A 12,048-nucleotide genomic window follows, 5' to 3' on the forward strand; every position below is an offset into this window, starting at 1 on the left:
TGAGAAGCGAAATGTGAGTCACTATCATTTCGCGCTCATTTCGAAATCGAGAGACCGCGCCCATGTTGGCACCGAAGCGTCTACTGACTGCCCTGGCCCTTTCCCTCATGGCCGGCACTGCCCACGCCGCCGACGAAGTGGTGGTCTACTCCTCGCGCATCGACGAACTGATCAAGCCGGTCTTTGACGCCTACACCGCCAAGACCGGGGTCAAGATCAAGTTCATCACTGACAAGGAAGCGCCGCTGATGCAGCGGATCAAGGCCGAAGGCGAAAACGCCAGCGCCGACCTGCTGCTCACCGTCGATGCCGGCAACCTCTGGCAGGCGGAAAAGATGGGCATCCTGCAGCCCTTCACGTCCAAGGTGATCGACGCCAATATTCCGCTGCAATACCGTTCGTCCGCCCATGCGTGGACCGGCCTGAGCCTGCGTGCGCGGACCCTGGCGTATTCCACCGAACGGGTCAAGCCGGCCGACCTGAGCAGCTACGAAGCCCTCGCCGACAAGCAGTGGGAAGGCCGCCTGTGCCTGCGCACGGCGAAGAAGGTCTACAACCAGTCGCTGACCGCCACGCTGATCGAGGTCCATGGTGCCGAGAAGACCGAGCAGATTCTCAAGGGCTGGGTCGGCAACCTGTCCACCGATGTGTTTTCCGATGACATCGCCGTGCTGGAGGCGATCAATGCCGGGCAGTGCGACGTCGGGATCGTCAACACCTACTACTACGGTCGCCTGCACAAGCAGAACCCGAACCTGGCGGTCAAACTGTTCTGGCCGAACCAGGGTGACCGCGGCGTGCACGTGAACCTCTCGGGCATCGGCCTGACCCGGCACGCGCCCCATCCGGAAGCGGCCAAGGCTTTGGTGGAGTGGATGACCACGCCCGAGGCGCAGCGCATTTTTGCCGACGTGAACCAGGAGTTTCCGGCCAACCCGGCGGTGCCGCCGTCGGCGGAAGTGGCGAGCTGGGGCAAGTTCGTGCCGGATACCTTGCCCGTCGAGATTGCCGGCAAGCGCCAGGCCGAGGCGATCCGCCTGATGGACAGGGCTGGCTGGAACTGACCGGGTAGTACAAACCCTGTGGGAGCGGAGCTTGCCCGCGAAGCTTTTGGCGGCCTTTAGGGCCTCTTCGCGGGCAAGCTCCGCTCCCACAAAGAGCATCCAGTCTGTCCCTTTGCGTAGCCTTTACCGAGAACTTCCTTGGCCCATCCCGTCCAACGCCGCTGGTACCTTCCGGTATTTGCTGTCGCCGCCCTGGTACTGCTGCCGCTGAGCGTGCTGCTGTTGTCCTGGCAGTCGATCGACCTGCAGATCTGGTCCCACCTCTGGGACACCCAGCTGCCGCGTCTGCTGGGCAACACCCTGACCCTGGTGCTGGGCGTCGGCCTCGGTGTCACCCTGCTGGGGGTGAGCCTGGCCTGGCTCACCAGTCTCTGCGAATTTCCCGGCCGACGCTGGCTGGACTGGGCGCTGATGCTGCCGTTTGCCATCCCGGCTTATGTGCTGGCGTTTGTCTTTGTCGGCCTGCTGGATTTCTCCGGCCCGGTGCAGACTCTGTTGCGCGAGTGGTTCGGCAGCGGCCTGCGCCTGCCCCGGGTACGTTCCACCGGAGGGGTGATCCTGGTCCTGGTGCTGGTTTTCTACCCCTACGTCTACCTGCTCGCGCGCACCGCCTTCATGGCCCAGGGCAAGGGCCTGATGGAAGCCGCCCGGGTGCTCGGGCAATCGCCCTGGCAGGCGTTCTGGCGGGTGGCGCTGCCCATGGCGCGTCCGGCCATCGGTGCCGGCGTGGCCCTGGCACTGATGGAAACCCTGGCGGATTTCGGCGCCGTCGCGGTGTTCAACTTCGACACCTTCACCACCGCCATCTACAAGACCTGGTACGGCTTCTTCAGCCTCTCCAGCGCCGCGCAGCTGGCCAGCCTGCTGCTCCTCGCGGTGATGCTGGTGCTCTACGGCGAACGCCGCGCCCGTGGCGCCGTGCGCAGCGGCAATGAGCGCCCGCGAGCCCAGCCGCTCTATCACCTGCACGGGTTCAAGGCCCTGGCGGCCAGTGCCTGGTGCCTGCTGGTATTCGCCTGCGCCTTTGTCATCCCGCTGCTGCAACTGCTGGTCTGGTTCTGGCAGCGCGGTCGCTTCGATCTCGATGAGCGCTACACCGGCTTGATCCTGCACACCCTTTACCTGGGCGTCATGGCGGCCCTGATCACCGTCGGCGTGGCCTTGCTGCTGGCCTTTGCCCGGCGCCAGGCGCCGACCCGGCTGATCCGCTCCGGGGTCAGCCTGGCCAACCTCGGCTACGCGCTGCCGGGCTCGGTGCTGGCGGTCTCGATCATGCTCGCCTTCAGCTATCTGGACCGGGTGCTGGTGATCCCGCTGTCGGGCTGGCTGGGCGGGGCGGGCAAGCCGTTGCTGCTGGGCAGCCTGTCGGCCCTGCTGCTGGCCTACCTGGTGCGCTTTATCGCCGTGGCCCATGGTCCCTTGGAAAACAGCCTGGCGCGTATCCGACCGTCCTTGCCCGAAGCGGCGCGTAGCCTTGGGGTCAGTGGGCCAGTACTTTTTTGCAAAGTGTATCTGCCGTTATTGTTGCCCGGCGCCTTGAGCGCGGCGCTGCTGGTGTTCGTCGATGTGCTCAAGGAAATGCCCGCGACCCTGCTGATGCGCCCGTTTGGCTGGGACACGCTGGCGGTGCGGATCTTCGAAATGACCAGCGAAGGGGAGTGGGCGCGGGCCTCGCTGCCGGCCTTGACCCTGGTGCTGGTCGGCCTGTTGCCGGTGATCGGTTTGATTCGCCGCTCGGCGCATCGAATCGGCTAGGTGTCATGGCTCCCCCTTGCGGCTACAATGCGCGGCATTCGGTGCGGTCCGTCTGACAGACCGGGTACGAAACAGGACTCAAGGCCCCATCCATAAAGGGCTCAAGCCGGTTTCCTGCCTGTCCGCGCCTTCGCCACGCCCGGAAGGAGAAACCCATGGGACAGCGTACGCCTCTCTATGACCTGCACCTCGCCCTCGGCGCGAAGATGGTCGATTTTGGCGGTTGGGATATGCCACTGCATTACGGCTCGCAGGTCGAGGAGCACCATCAGGTGCGACGTGACTGCGGTGTGTTCGATGTCTCGCACATGACCGTGATCGATATCACCGGCAGCCAGGCCAAGGCTTGGCTGCGCCATCTGCTGGCGAACGATGTCGAGCGTCTCGACGGCCTCGGTCGCGCCTTGTACAGCGCGATGCTCAATGAGCACGGTGGGGTGGTCGACGACATGATCGTCTATCGTACCGAGAGCGGTTACCGCCTGGTGGTCAATGCCGCGACCCGTGATCAGGACATGGCCTGGATGCAGGCCCGGCTCGGCGGCTATGACGTGCAACTGCACGAGCGCCCGGAGCTGGCGATGCTGGCGATCCAGGGGCCACAGGCCCGGCACAAGATCGCCGAACTGGTGAGCCAGTCCCGCGGCCAACTGATCCAGCAACTCAAGCCCTTCGAAGGCCGCAGTGACGGCGACTGGTTTATTGCCCGCACCGGCTACACCGGGGAAGACGGTCTGGAGATCATCCTGCCGGCCGACCAGGCCCCCGGCTTTTTCAACGATCTGGTGGGCGCGGGTATCTCGCCCATCGGTCTGGGCGCCCGGGATACCTTGCGCCTGGAAGCCGGCATGAACCTGTACGGCCAGGATATTCACCAGGACGTTTCGCCGCTGGCGGCCAATATGGCCTGGACCATTGCCTGGGAACCGGCTGATCGCGACTTTATCGGGCGTGGCGCCCTGGAGGCGGAAAAAAACGCCGGCGCCAAGCTCAAGCTGGTCGGCCTGGTGCTGGAAGAGCGCGGCGTTCTGCGGGCTCACCAGGTGGTTCGGATCGCCGAGATTGGCGAAGGAGAGATCACCAGTGGTAGTTTCTCTCCTACGCTAAGCAAGTCGATTGCGCTGGCGCGTGTTCCCGCCGCCACGGCTGATCGCGCTGAAGTTGAAATTCGCGGCAAATGGTACCCGGTTCGCGTGGTAAGGCCGACGTTCGTGCGTCATGGTAAAACCCTGATCTGAATTTTCCGGCGGGCCCTCAATCGCTCCGCCACTGATACTTAAATGTGAGGACACTGAATATGAGCGATATCCCTGCTGATCTGCGTTTTGCCGAAAGCCACGAGTGGGCCCGCCTGGAAGCTGACGGTAGCGTCACCGTCGGCATCAGCGACCATGCTCAGGAAGCCTTGGGGGATGTGGTGTTCGTGGAACTGACTGAAGTCGGTACCGTGTTCGCCGCCGGCGAGGCTGCCGGTGTGGTGGAGTCGGTGAAGGCGGCTTCGGATATCTATTCGCCAGTGTCGGGCGAAGTGATCGCGGTCAACGAAGCGTTGTCCGGCGAGCCTGAGCTGCTGAACTCCGATCCGCACGGCGCGTGGATCTTCAAGCTCAAGCCGAGCAATGTGGCGGAGCTGGAGAAGTTGCTGGATGCGGCGGGTTACAAGAAGGCTATCGGCGAGTAATTCGTCAGGTTGACCGCGTTATCGTTCATCGCGAGCAAGCTTGCTCCTACAAGAGCAGGCGTGCTCGCGATCACGGTGTTACGGCTTCAGGACTGCCTTGACCGCCGCCACCGAACGCTCGACATCGGCCTTGGTCATGGCGTTGAACATCGGCAACGACACGATCAGGCGCCCGACGCGCTCTGCGATCGGGAACATGCCTTCCTTGAAGCCGCGTTCGCGGTACAGGCTCAGCAGGTGGATCGCCGGGTAGTGATAACCGATGCCGATGCCGCGCTGCTTCATCTCTTCCATAAAGGTCGCCCGCGCCGGCTGGCCGTCCTGACGCTCCGGCAGTACCAGCTGGAACATATGCCAGTTGCTGTTGGTGAAATCCTTCACCGGTAGCTGGGCACCGTATTTCTCTTCGAAATCACTGCCAAAGCACTCGAAATAGTACTCGGCCAGCCCGCGGCGGTGCGGGGTGATGGCATCGATATGGGCAAACTGGCCCAGGCCGATGGCGGCGGCGACGTCGGTCATGTTGAATTTGCCGCCCAGCACGTCCACGTCCAGGCCGTCATGGCCGGTACGGGTCACGCCCTGCAGGCGGTACTTCTCGGCCAGACGGGCCTCTTCGGCGTTGTTCAACACCAGGCAGCCGCCTTCGGACGAAGTGATGTTCTTGTTCGCCTGGAAGCTGAACGACACCAGGTCACCCAGGGCGCCGATCTTCTGGCCGTTCCATTCCGAACCCAGGGCCTGGGCCGCGTCTTCGACGATGCGCAGGTTGTGTTTCTTGGCGATGGCGTACAGGCGATCCATGTCCACCGGCAGGCCGGACAGGTAAACCGGGATGATCGCCTTGGTACGCGGGGTGATGGCGGCCTCGACCTTGTCCAGGTCGATATTGCGGGTTACCGGGTCGATATCGGCGAACACCGGGGTCGCGCCGACTTCGATGATCACGTTGGCGGTGGCCACCCAGGAGATCGGCGTGGTGATCACTTCGTCGCCCGCGCCGATACCGGCGATGCGCAAGGCGATTTCCATGGTGCAGGTGCCGGAGTTGAAGGTGCGCACCGGACGCCCGCCGAAATATTCCGACAGTTGCGCTTCAAAGGCCGCGACCTTCGGACCGCTGGTGATCCAGCCGGAACGCAGGACATCGCCCACGGCGGCAATGGTCGCTTCGTCGATGGTCGGTTTGGAAAAAGGCAGGAAAGGAAGTTCGCTCATGGGGTCGTGACGTCCGATGTGAAGGCCGACAGTGCTCTACCGGCAGTGAAGAGTAGACAGCAAGGCTGCAATGCTGGCGATGATACTGTTTTAAGGTGAAAATTCGGTGCTTTTTTTGCTGTCCGGACGCTGAACGAGCACGTCGGGCCGGTGCCTGGGTGTCGATCGGCGGTTTTTACCGGGCAACGCAAAACGCCGCGGGTGAGCGGCGTTCTGGTTTGTGGGTGAAGTGTTTGAATCAGTCTTCGGCGACGGTGTTCTTCGCCAGGATGGCGTTGGCCAGTTGCATGTCGGTGACCTTCAGGTCCGGGTTTTCGGCCCGCAGTTTTTGCATCGCGGCCTCCAGATAAGGGCCACGGATGCCGCCATTGCTGGCGACGAAGCTGCTGGCATCGTCCTGGGCGGCGGCCACCAGCTTGTGGTCCTTCCTGAAGGTCAGGTAGGTGGAGCCGGTGGTGGCGCCAGAGGAAAGGACGTTGCGCCAGAACTCGTCGGCCATCGCTGCGCCGACGGGAAGGGTAAACAAGGCCAATGCGACAACTGCTGTTTTGAGACGCATGAGAGTGACTCCGGTGTGGGTATCTGAAAGGTTTGATGCTCGCCGTCGCACTGTAGTTCCATCGGCCTTACTGAATCCTTTCCACCCGCAGGGTACTGCCGTCCTGACCAACCACCCGGACCTGGGTACCCACCTCGCTATCCGGCCCGATGGCCATCCAGACGCTGTCACCGACCTTGATCTTGCCGCGCCCGGCGACAATGGCGACATGCACCACGAAGGTCTTGCCGATCAGGTCGTGACCACGCTCATTGAGTCCCGGCTGGTCGCTGGGCCGGGCGTTGTTGCGTTGGCGTTTCCACCAGAGCCATGCGGTCAGGATCGACAGCACACCGAACAGCAGCAACTGCAAGGTCCAGTGCAGGCCGGGAATCAGGTAGGTCAGGACGCCCACGGCCGCGGCGGCCGTCCCGACCCAGAGCAGGTAACCGCCGGCACCGAATATTTCGAAAATCAACAACAGCGTGCCCAGGGCTAGCCAGTCCCAGAACGACAGGTGTTGCAGGAATTCCCACATGGGCGTTGCCTCAGGGTTTCTTGCTGTCGAAGGTGGCCTTGACGATCTCGCCGATGCCGCCTACCGCGCCGATCACCTGGCTGGCCTCCAGCGGCATCAGGATCACCTTGCTGTTATTGGCCGAGGCCAGCTTGCCCAAGGCGTCGATGTATTTCTGCGCGACAAAGTAGTTCACCGCCTGCACGTTGCCCTTGGCGATGGCCTCGGATACCACCTGGGTCGCCCGGGCTTCGGCTTCGGCCTGGCGTTCACGGGCTTCGGATTGCAGGAAGGCCGACTGCCGGGCGCCCTCGGCTTCGAGGATCTGCGCCTGCTTCTTGCCTTCGGCGGTGAGAATCGCCGAGGCGCGCAGGCCTTCGGCCTCGAGGATTTGCGCGCGTTTGACCCGCTCGGCCTTCATCTGCCCGGACATGGCCGCCATCAGGTCGGCGGGCGGGCTGATGTCCTTGATCTCGATGCGGGTCACCTTGATGCCCCACGGCGCGGTCGCTTCGTCGACGGTGCGCAGCAGGCGCTCGTTGATGGCGTCGCGCTGGCCGAGCATGGCGTCCAGCTCCATGGAGCCGAGCACGGTGCGGATATTGGTCTGCAACAGGTTGCGGATGGCGTGCTCGAGGTTGTTTACCTCGTAGGCGGCCTGGGCGGCGTTGACCACCTGGAAGAAGCACACGGCGTCGATCTGGACCGTGGCATTGTCGGCGGTGATGACTTCCTGGGGCGGGATGTCGAGCACGCTTTCCATCACGTTGATCTTGCGCCCGATGCGGTCCATGACCGGGATGATGATATTGAGGCCCGGCTTGAGGGTGTTGGTGTAGCGCCCGAAGCGCTCCACCGTCCATTGATAACCCTGGGGCACGACCTTGAAGCCCATGAACACCAGGGCAATGGCCAGGCCGACGAAGAGCAGGAGTACGCTACCGATTTGCATGACGATTCCCTGTTGCAAGTGTTGATCGAGAAGGCTGTTACCTTGAGTGTAACGGGGCTTGCCGGGATAAAAAGTGTTTACTCGGCAATGGACGCATGTCGTGACACTTTCATCAGCGCTGCTCGCTCTGCGGCGTGACCCGCAACACCTCCTCGACGGTGGTCAGCCCCGCCGCGACCTTTTGCGCGCCGGACAGGCGCAGGCTGCGCATGCCGTCCTTGAACGCCTGGCGACGCAGGGCCAGGAGGTCGGTATCGGCGTGGATATGCGCTTTCAGGCCGTCGTTCAGGACCAGGATCTCGTAGACCCCGGCGCGCCCGTGATAACCGGTGTCGCGACATTCCAGGCAACCGACGGCGCGCTGGGCACCGCTCGGCATCGGCGCCTGCCAGGGTCGGGTCAGGCTTTGCCAGTCGTCTTCTTCCAACTGGGTCGGCGCCTTGCAGTGCGGGCACAGGGTACGCACCAGGCGCTGGGCCATGACCCCGAGCACGGTGGCCTTGATCAGGTAATGCGGCACCCCCAGTTCCAGCAGGCGGCTGATGGCGCTCGGCGCGTCGTTGGTGTGCAGGGTCGAGAGCACCAGGTGGCCGGTGAGCGCGGCCTGGATCGCCATTTCGGCGGTTTCCAGGTCGCGGATCTCGCCGATCATGATGATGTCCGGGTCCTGGCGCATCAGCGCGCGCACACCACTGGCAAAGGTCAGGTCGATATTGTGCTGGACCTGCATCTGGTTGAAGGCCGGCTCGATCATCTCGATCGGGTCCTCGATGGTGCAGAGGTTGACCTCCGAGGTCGCCAGTTTCTTCAGGGTGGTGTACAGCGTGGTGGTCTTGCCCGAGCCGGTGGGGCCGGTGACCAGGATGATGCCGTTGGGCTGGCGGGTCATGTCCTGCCAGCGGCGCAGGTCGTCGGCGCCGAAGCCCAGTTGGTCGAAATCCTTGAGCAGCACCTCCGGGTCGAAGATACGCATCACCATCTTTTCGCCAAAGGCGGTGGGCAGGGTCGACAGGCGCAATTCGACTTCGCCGCCGTCCGGGGTCTTGGTCTTGACCCGGCCGTCCTGGGGTTTGCGCTTTTCCGCGACGTTCATCCGGCCCAGGCTTTTCAGGCGGCTGACAATCGCCATGGTCACCTGGGGCGGGAACTGGTAGACGTTGTGCAGCACGCCGTCGATGCGAAAGCGCACCGTGCCCTGTTCGCGACGCGGCTCGATATGGATATCGCTGGCCCGTTGCTGGAAAGCGTACTGGAACAGCCAGTCGACGATATTGACGATATGGGCGTCGTTGGCGTCCGGCTCCTGGTCGCTGGCGCCGAGGTTGAGCAACTGCTCGAAGTTACTCGGATTATGGTTTTTCTGGTCGGCCAGGCTGGCCCCGCTGACCGACTTGGCCAGGCGGAAAAATTCCACGGTGAAGCGCTGGATATCCACCGGGTTGGCCACCACCCGGCGAATCGGCAGCTTCAACACATGGCTGAGGTCGGCTTCCCAGGCCCGCACATGGGGCTGGGCGCTGGCGATGGTCACGCCGTCGCGGTCGACCGCCACCGCGAGGATCTTGTGCCGCTGGGCAAAGGCGTAGGACATCAATGAAGTCACCGCCGCCACGTTGATCTTCAGCGGGTCGATGCGCAGATACGCCTGGCCGGCATGGCGGGCCAGCCAGAGGGTGAGGTTTTCCAGGTCCAGGGGTTTGCCGGGACGACTCAGGTCGGCCAGTTGCTGGCTGGCGATGAACTCCAGCGGATGCTGCTGGGTATCGCGCGCGGTACGCCGGGTGGCCAGGGCCTGTTCGGCTGCCTCCTGGCTGATAAAACCCTGGGTCACCAGTTCGCGCAACAGCTCGTTGAGATCCAGCCAGCGGTCCTGGGGAAGGGGGGCGACGGACATGCGGGCTCCTATTCGGTCGGTCCTGCAACCAGCGATTCAGACGTAGTCCCTGTCTGATCGTCAATTGCCAAGAATAGACGCGAGGCTGCCTGACGTTGGCGTCGATACCAAGACAAAGATTGCGATTCTTTTCAAAAAAGCCGTCAGCCCGCGGCCTGTGCGCTGTGCCGCTGTGCGCCTTGGGTCGGTTGCAGGGCCACGGAACAGACGCTGATCAGGTTGCGCATTTTTTCACCGATGACCTGGGCGCGGTGCCAGCTCAGGCCGTCCAGCACGATATCGATCGCCAGCAGTCCGTCGTCCTGTTGCGCCTGGACCTGTCGCGGGGTCAGGAACTGCAGGGCAAACAGGTTCAGCAGGCGGCAGAGCAGGTCCGGCTCGGCTTCGGCCAGCACCTGGTAGCGCACCTGGCAGTGGGCATTGCCCGCCGCCCAGACATCGGCACGGGTGGGGGCGTCATGGAGGGCTTTGGGAGAAGGCATGGTGGATTTCCTGGGGCGGCGACGGGATAGGCTGGGGGGATTTTTACACGCCGAGCCGGGTATTTCTTATCTATGATGGGCTGATAAGCTCTGATCAAGAGATGATCTATTCGACAATAGCCAGTTAGAGGGTTTTTTTATGCAAGGCGAGCTGGACACCTACGACCGCCGGATCCTGGCCTTGCTGCAAGAAGACGCCTCGCTTTCCAGCGCGCAGATTGCCGAGCAGGTGGGGTTGTCCCAGTCACCCTGCTGGCGGCGGATTCAGCGGCTCAAGGAAGAGGGGGTGATCCGTGCCCAGGTGACCTTGCTCGATCGCAAGAAAATCGGCCTCAACACGCAGATCTTCGCCGAGGTCAAACTCAACGCCCATGGTCGCTCCAATTTCACCGAGTTCACCGAGGCGATTCGCGGTTTTCCGGAAGTGCTGGAGTGTTATGTGCTGATGGGCGCGGTGGATTTCCTGCTGCGGATCGTCACGGCGGACATCGAGGCCTATGAGCGGTTTTTCTTCGAGAAGCTGTCGATGGTGCCGGGGATCCAGGAGGTCAACTCCATCGTTGCCCTGTCCGAGATCAAGTCCACCACCAGCTTGCCGGTATTGCGCCCGGCCTGAAGGTTCATTGGGCAAAGATGTCCTTGACGAACACCAGGACCGGTTTGCCGTTCTGGGACAGGATCAGCACCGTGTAGCGCTCTCCCGATTCCAGCGGGCCCAGGCTCAGGGGCGCGGTGACCAGGGTACCGTCGCAGAAGCCTTGCACGGACAGCTTGACCGGGTTGACGTCGCGTCGCTCCAGCAGACCGGGGTTCAGGTCATGGAAAATCGGCTGCTCCTGCCGACCTGCACGACGCAAACCGCCGCCGGTACAGTCCGGGTCGGCGTTGATCAGCGCCAGCGACGCCTGGAGGCCATTGAAGTCTTTCGGTTGTTCGCGCACGGTCAGCAGTTCAAAGCCCTTGTCGCCGGGGAGCACCACGAAGGTCACGAACTCGCCGGGGACCAGGTTCAACTTGACCGGCACGCTGACGCCGGCACTGCTCAACGCGCCCGTGACCGGTTTGTCGGCGGGGACCGCGGAGAACACCGAGACCACCGATGGGGCCAGTGTCGAAGGTGTCTGTTCGCCCTCCGGGAGCACGTCGAGGGGGCTGTCCAGGGCGTTGACGAAGCGGATGAAGGCCGAGTCCTGGCTCGGCCCGGTGGGATACAGCGCGGTATCGCCGTGGGCGGCAGCGAAGCTTATCAGCGTCGCCAGGCCCAGCAGCAGTTCGCGCATCCGATTCATTTTCCCGCTGCCTTGAGCGCCGGTGCCTGCAACAACGCCTTGACGATGTCCTCGCTCCAGGTCTGGTAGCCGGTGCGGGTCAGGTGCTGGCCGTCAATGGTCGCCCACTGGCCCTTGGTGGAGAATTGCAACGAATCGATATAGCTGCATGGTGCGACGTTTTTCGACAGGAAGTCCGACATCGTCTTGACCCGTTCATAGGTCTTGCCGTACATGCCGCCTTCGCTGCCCCAGTTCGGCCCGACCCAGACGCAGGGTGTGTGGTGGGCGGCGATGGCCTTGACCAGGCTGTCGGTCTGTTTCCAGATCCAGGCCTTGGGGAAACTCGGTTTGTCGTAGCTGGCCATGGTGTCGCCCATGACAATCAGGGTGAGGTTGGGTTTGTCGCTGTCCAGCAAGTCGCCGATCGAGCGGGTCGATGCGCCAACCAGCACCGTGGCCTCGGCCGTGCCCCGGCGTTCGGCGCCGCCGCAGGGGCTGGGCGTGGCCTTGAGCCAATCGCCGGCATTGGCCCCGCAAATGCCCAGGGAGTGGACCTGGGCGCCCTGTCGGCTGAGGGCCTCGTGCAGCGGGTTGAGCAGGAAATCCGGAGTGGCCAGGTGGCTGTCGCCGATGATCAGGATGGTCAGGCCCGCCAGTACGGATGAGGTTGCCACGG

Annotated in this window: 13 protein-coding genes; 5 read left to right on the forward strand and 8 right to left on the reverse strand. The window is 63.3% G+C overall.

Annotation, left to right across the window (positions count from 1 at the left end):
* Positions 1-62: 62 nt before the first annotated feature.
* The 4 genes from HX830_RS14575 (at position 63) to gcvH (ending at position 4,500) form a co-directional block, all read left to right on the forward strand.
* Positions 63-1,064, forward strand: a complete 1,002-nt coding sequence (locus HX830_RS14575) for an extracellular solute-binding protein (protein ID WP_177100907.1) — start codon at positions 63-65, stop codon at positions 1,062-1,064.
* Positions 1,065-1,202: 138 nt separating this feature from the next.
* Positions 1,203-2,819, forward strand: coding sequence for an ABC transporter permease (locus HX830_RS14580; RefSeq protein WP_177100908.1), 1,617 nt, complete (start codon positions 1,203-1,205; stop codon positions 2,817-2,819).
* A gap of 155 nt (positions 2,820-2,974) precedes the next feature.
* Positions 2,975-4,057, forward strand: a complete 1,083-nt coding sequence (gene gcvT, locus HX830_RS14585; protein WP_177100910.1) for a glycine cleavage system aminomethyltransferase GcvT — start codon at positions 2,975-2,977, stop codon at positions 4,055-4,057.
* A 59-nt stretch (positions 4,058-4,116) separates the two neighbouring features.
* Positions 4,117-4,500: a glycine cleavage system protein GcvH gene (gcvH, locus tag HX830_RS14590; RefSeq protein ID WP_103496104.1), complete on the forward strand. Its 384-nt coding sequence runs from the start codon at positions 4,117-4,119 to the stop codon at positions 4,498-4,500.
* A 78-nt stretch (positions 4,501-4,578) separates the two neighbouring features.
* Here the strand turns inward: gcvH and HX830_RS14595 are convergent, their stop codons facing one another.
* From HX830_RS14595 to HX830_RS14620, 6 genes are all read right to left on the reverse strand, one after another.
* Positions 4,579-5,718, reverse strand: a complete 1,140-nt coding sequence (locus HX830_RS14595; RefSeq protein WP_103496105.1) for a DegT/DnrJ/EryC1/StrS family aminotransferase — start codon at positions 5,716-5,718, stop codon at positions 4,579-4,581.
* A 238-nt stretch (positions 5,719-5,956) separates the two neighbouring features.
* The gene (locus HX830_RS14600) at positions 5,957-6,277 is read right to left on the reverse strand and encodes a DUF2388 domain-containing protein (RefSeq protein ID WP_103496106.1); all 321 of its coding nucleotides are present in this window, start codon (positions 6,275-6,277) and stop codon (positions 5,957-5,959) included.
* A gap of 67 nt (positions 6,278-6,344) precedes the next feature.
* Positions 6,345-6,794 carry an NfeD family protein gene (locus HX830_RS14605; RefSeq protein WP_177100912.1) on the reverse strand — a complete coding sequence of 150 codons (450 nt, stop codon included), beginning with the start codon at positions 6,792-6,794 and terminating at the stop codon, positions 6,345-6,347.
* 10 nt (positions 6,795-6,804) lie between these two features.
* Entirely contained in the window at positions 6,805-7,725 is a 921-nt protein-coding gene (locus tag HX830_RS14610) for an SPFH domain-containing protein (protein ID WP_103496108.1), read from the reverse strand.
* Positions 7,726-7,837: 112 nt separating this feature from the next.
* Entirely contained in the window at positions 7,838-9,619 is a 1,782-nt protein-coding gene (locus tag HX830_RS14615) for a GspE/PulE family protein (protein ID WP_177100914.1), read from the reverse strand.
* A 143-nt stretch (positions 9,620-9,762) separates the two neighbouring features.
* Positions 9,763-10,101, reverse strand: coding sequence for a hypothetical protein (locus HX830_RS14620; RefSeq protein ID WP_177100915.1), 339 nt, complete (start codon positions 10,099-10,101; stop codon positions 9,763-9,765).
* A 139-nt stretch (positions 10,102-10,240) separates the two neighbouring features.
* Here HX830_RS14620 and HX830_RS14625 point away from each other — a divergent pair, with 139 nt between their 5' ends.
* Positions 10,241-10,717 (forward strand): Lrp/AsnC family transcriptional regulator, encoded by a 477-nt coding sequence (locus HX830_RS14625; RefSeq protein ID WP_103495529.1) that lies wholly within the window; start codon positions 10,241-10,243, stop codon positions 10,715-10,717.
* Positions 10,718-10,721: 4 nt separating this feature from the next.
* Here the strand turns inward: HX830_RS14625 and HX830_RS14630 are convergent, their stop codons facing one another.
* Both HX830_RS14630 and HX830_RS14635 read right to left on the reverse strand, forming a co-directional pair.
* A complete protein-coding gene (locus tag HX830_RS14630; protein ID WP_177100917.1) occupies positions 10,722-11,390 on the reverse strand; it encodes an alginate O-acetyltransferase AlgF in 669 nt (222 codons plus the stop codon).
* Positions 11,387-12,046 carry an SGNH/GDSL hydrolase family protein gene (locus tag HX830_RS14635; protein ID WP_177100919.1) on the reverse strand — a complete coding sequence of 220 codons (660 nt, stop codon included), beginning with the start codon at positions 12,044-12,046 and terminating at the stop codon, positions 11,387-11,389. The genes HX830_RS14630 and HX830_RS14635 overlap by 4 nt, the downstream gene beginning before the upstream one ends.
* Positions 12,047-12,048: the final 2 nt, after the last annotated feature.

The sequence above is a fragment of the Pseudomonas gingeri genome (assembly GCF_013385425.1).
GTDB lineage: Bacteria > Pseudomonadota > Gammaproteobacteria > Pseudomonadales > Pseudomonadaceae > Aquipseudomonas > Aquipseudomonas gingeri_D.

What these genes read in the sequence shown, in the direction of transcription:
- HX830_RS14600 (WP_103496106.1), bottom strand. Translation starts at nt 6,277, where the DNA reads ATGCGTCTCAAAACAGCAGTTGTCGCATTGGCCTTGTTTACCCTTCCC.
- HX830_RS14630 (WP_177100917.1), bottom strand. Translation starts at nt 11,390, where the DNA reads ATGAATCGGATGCGCGAACTGCTGCTGGGCCTGGCGACGCTGATAAGC.
- HX830_RS14605 (WP_177100912.1), bottom strand. Translation starts at nt 6,794, where the DNA reads ATGTGGGAATTCCTGCAACACCTGTCGTTCTGGGACTGGCTAGCCCTG.
- HX830_RS14625 (WP_103495529.1), top strand. Translation starts at nt 10,241, where the DNA reads ATGCAAGGCGAGCTGGACACCTACGACCGCCGGATCCTGGCCTTGCTG.
- HX830_RS14610 (WP_103496108.1), bottom strand. Translation starts at nt 7,725, where the DNA reads ATGCAAATCGGTAGCGTACTCCTGCTCTTCGTCGGCCTGGCCATTGCC.
- HX830_RS14620 (WP_177100915.1), bottom strand. Translation starts at nt 10,101, where the DNA reads ATGCCTTCTCCCAAAGCCCTCCATGACGCCCCCACCCGTGCCGATGTC.
- gcvH (WP_103496104.1), top strand. Translation starts at nt 4,117, where the DNA reads ATGAGCGATATCCCTGCTGATCTGCGTTTTGCCGAAAGCCACGAGTGG.
- gcvT (WP_177100910.1), top strand. Translation starts at nt 2,975, where the DNA reads ATGGGACAGCGTACGCCTCTCTATGACCTGCACCTCGCCCTCGGCGCG.
- HX830_RS14575 (WP_177100907.1), top strand. Translation starts at nt 63, where the DNA reads ATGTTGGCACCGAAGCGTCTACTGACTGCCCTGGCCCTTTCCCTCATG.
- HX830_RS14615 (WP_177100914.1), bottom strand. Translation starts at nt 9,619, where the DNA reads ATGTCCGTCGCCCCCCTTCCCCAGGACCGCTGGCTGGATCTCAACGAG.
- HX830_RS14595 (WP_103496105.1), bottom strand. Translation starts at nt 5,718, where the DNA reads ATGAGCGAACTTCCTTTCCTGCCTTTTTCCAAACCGACCATCGACGAA.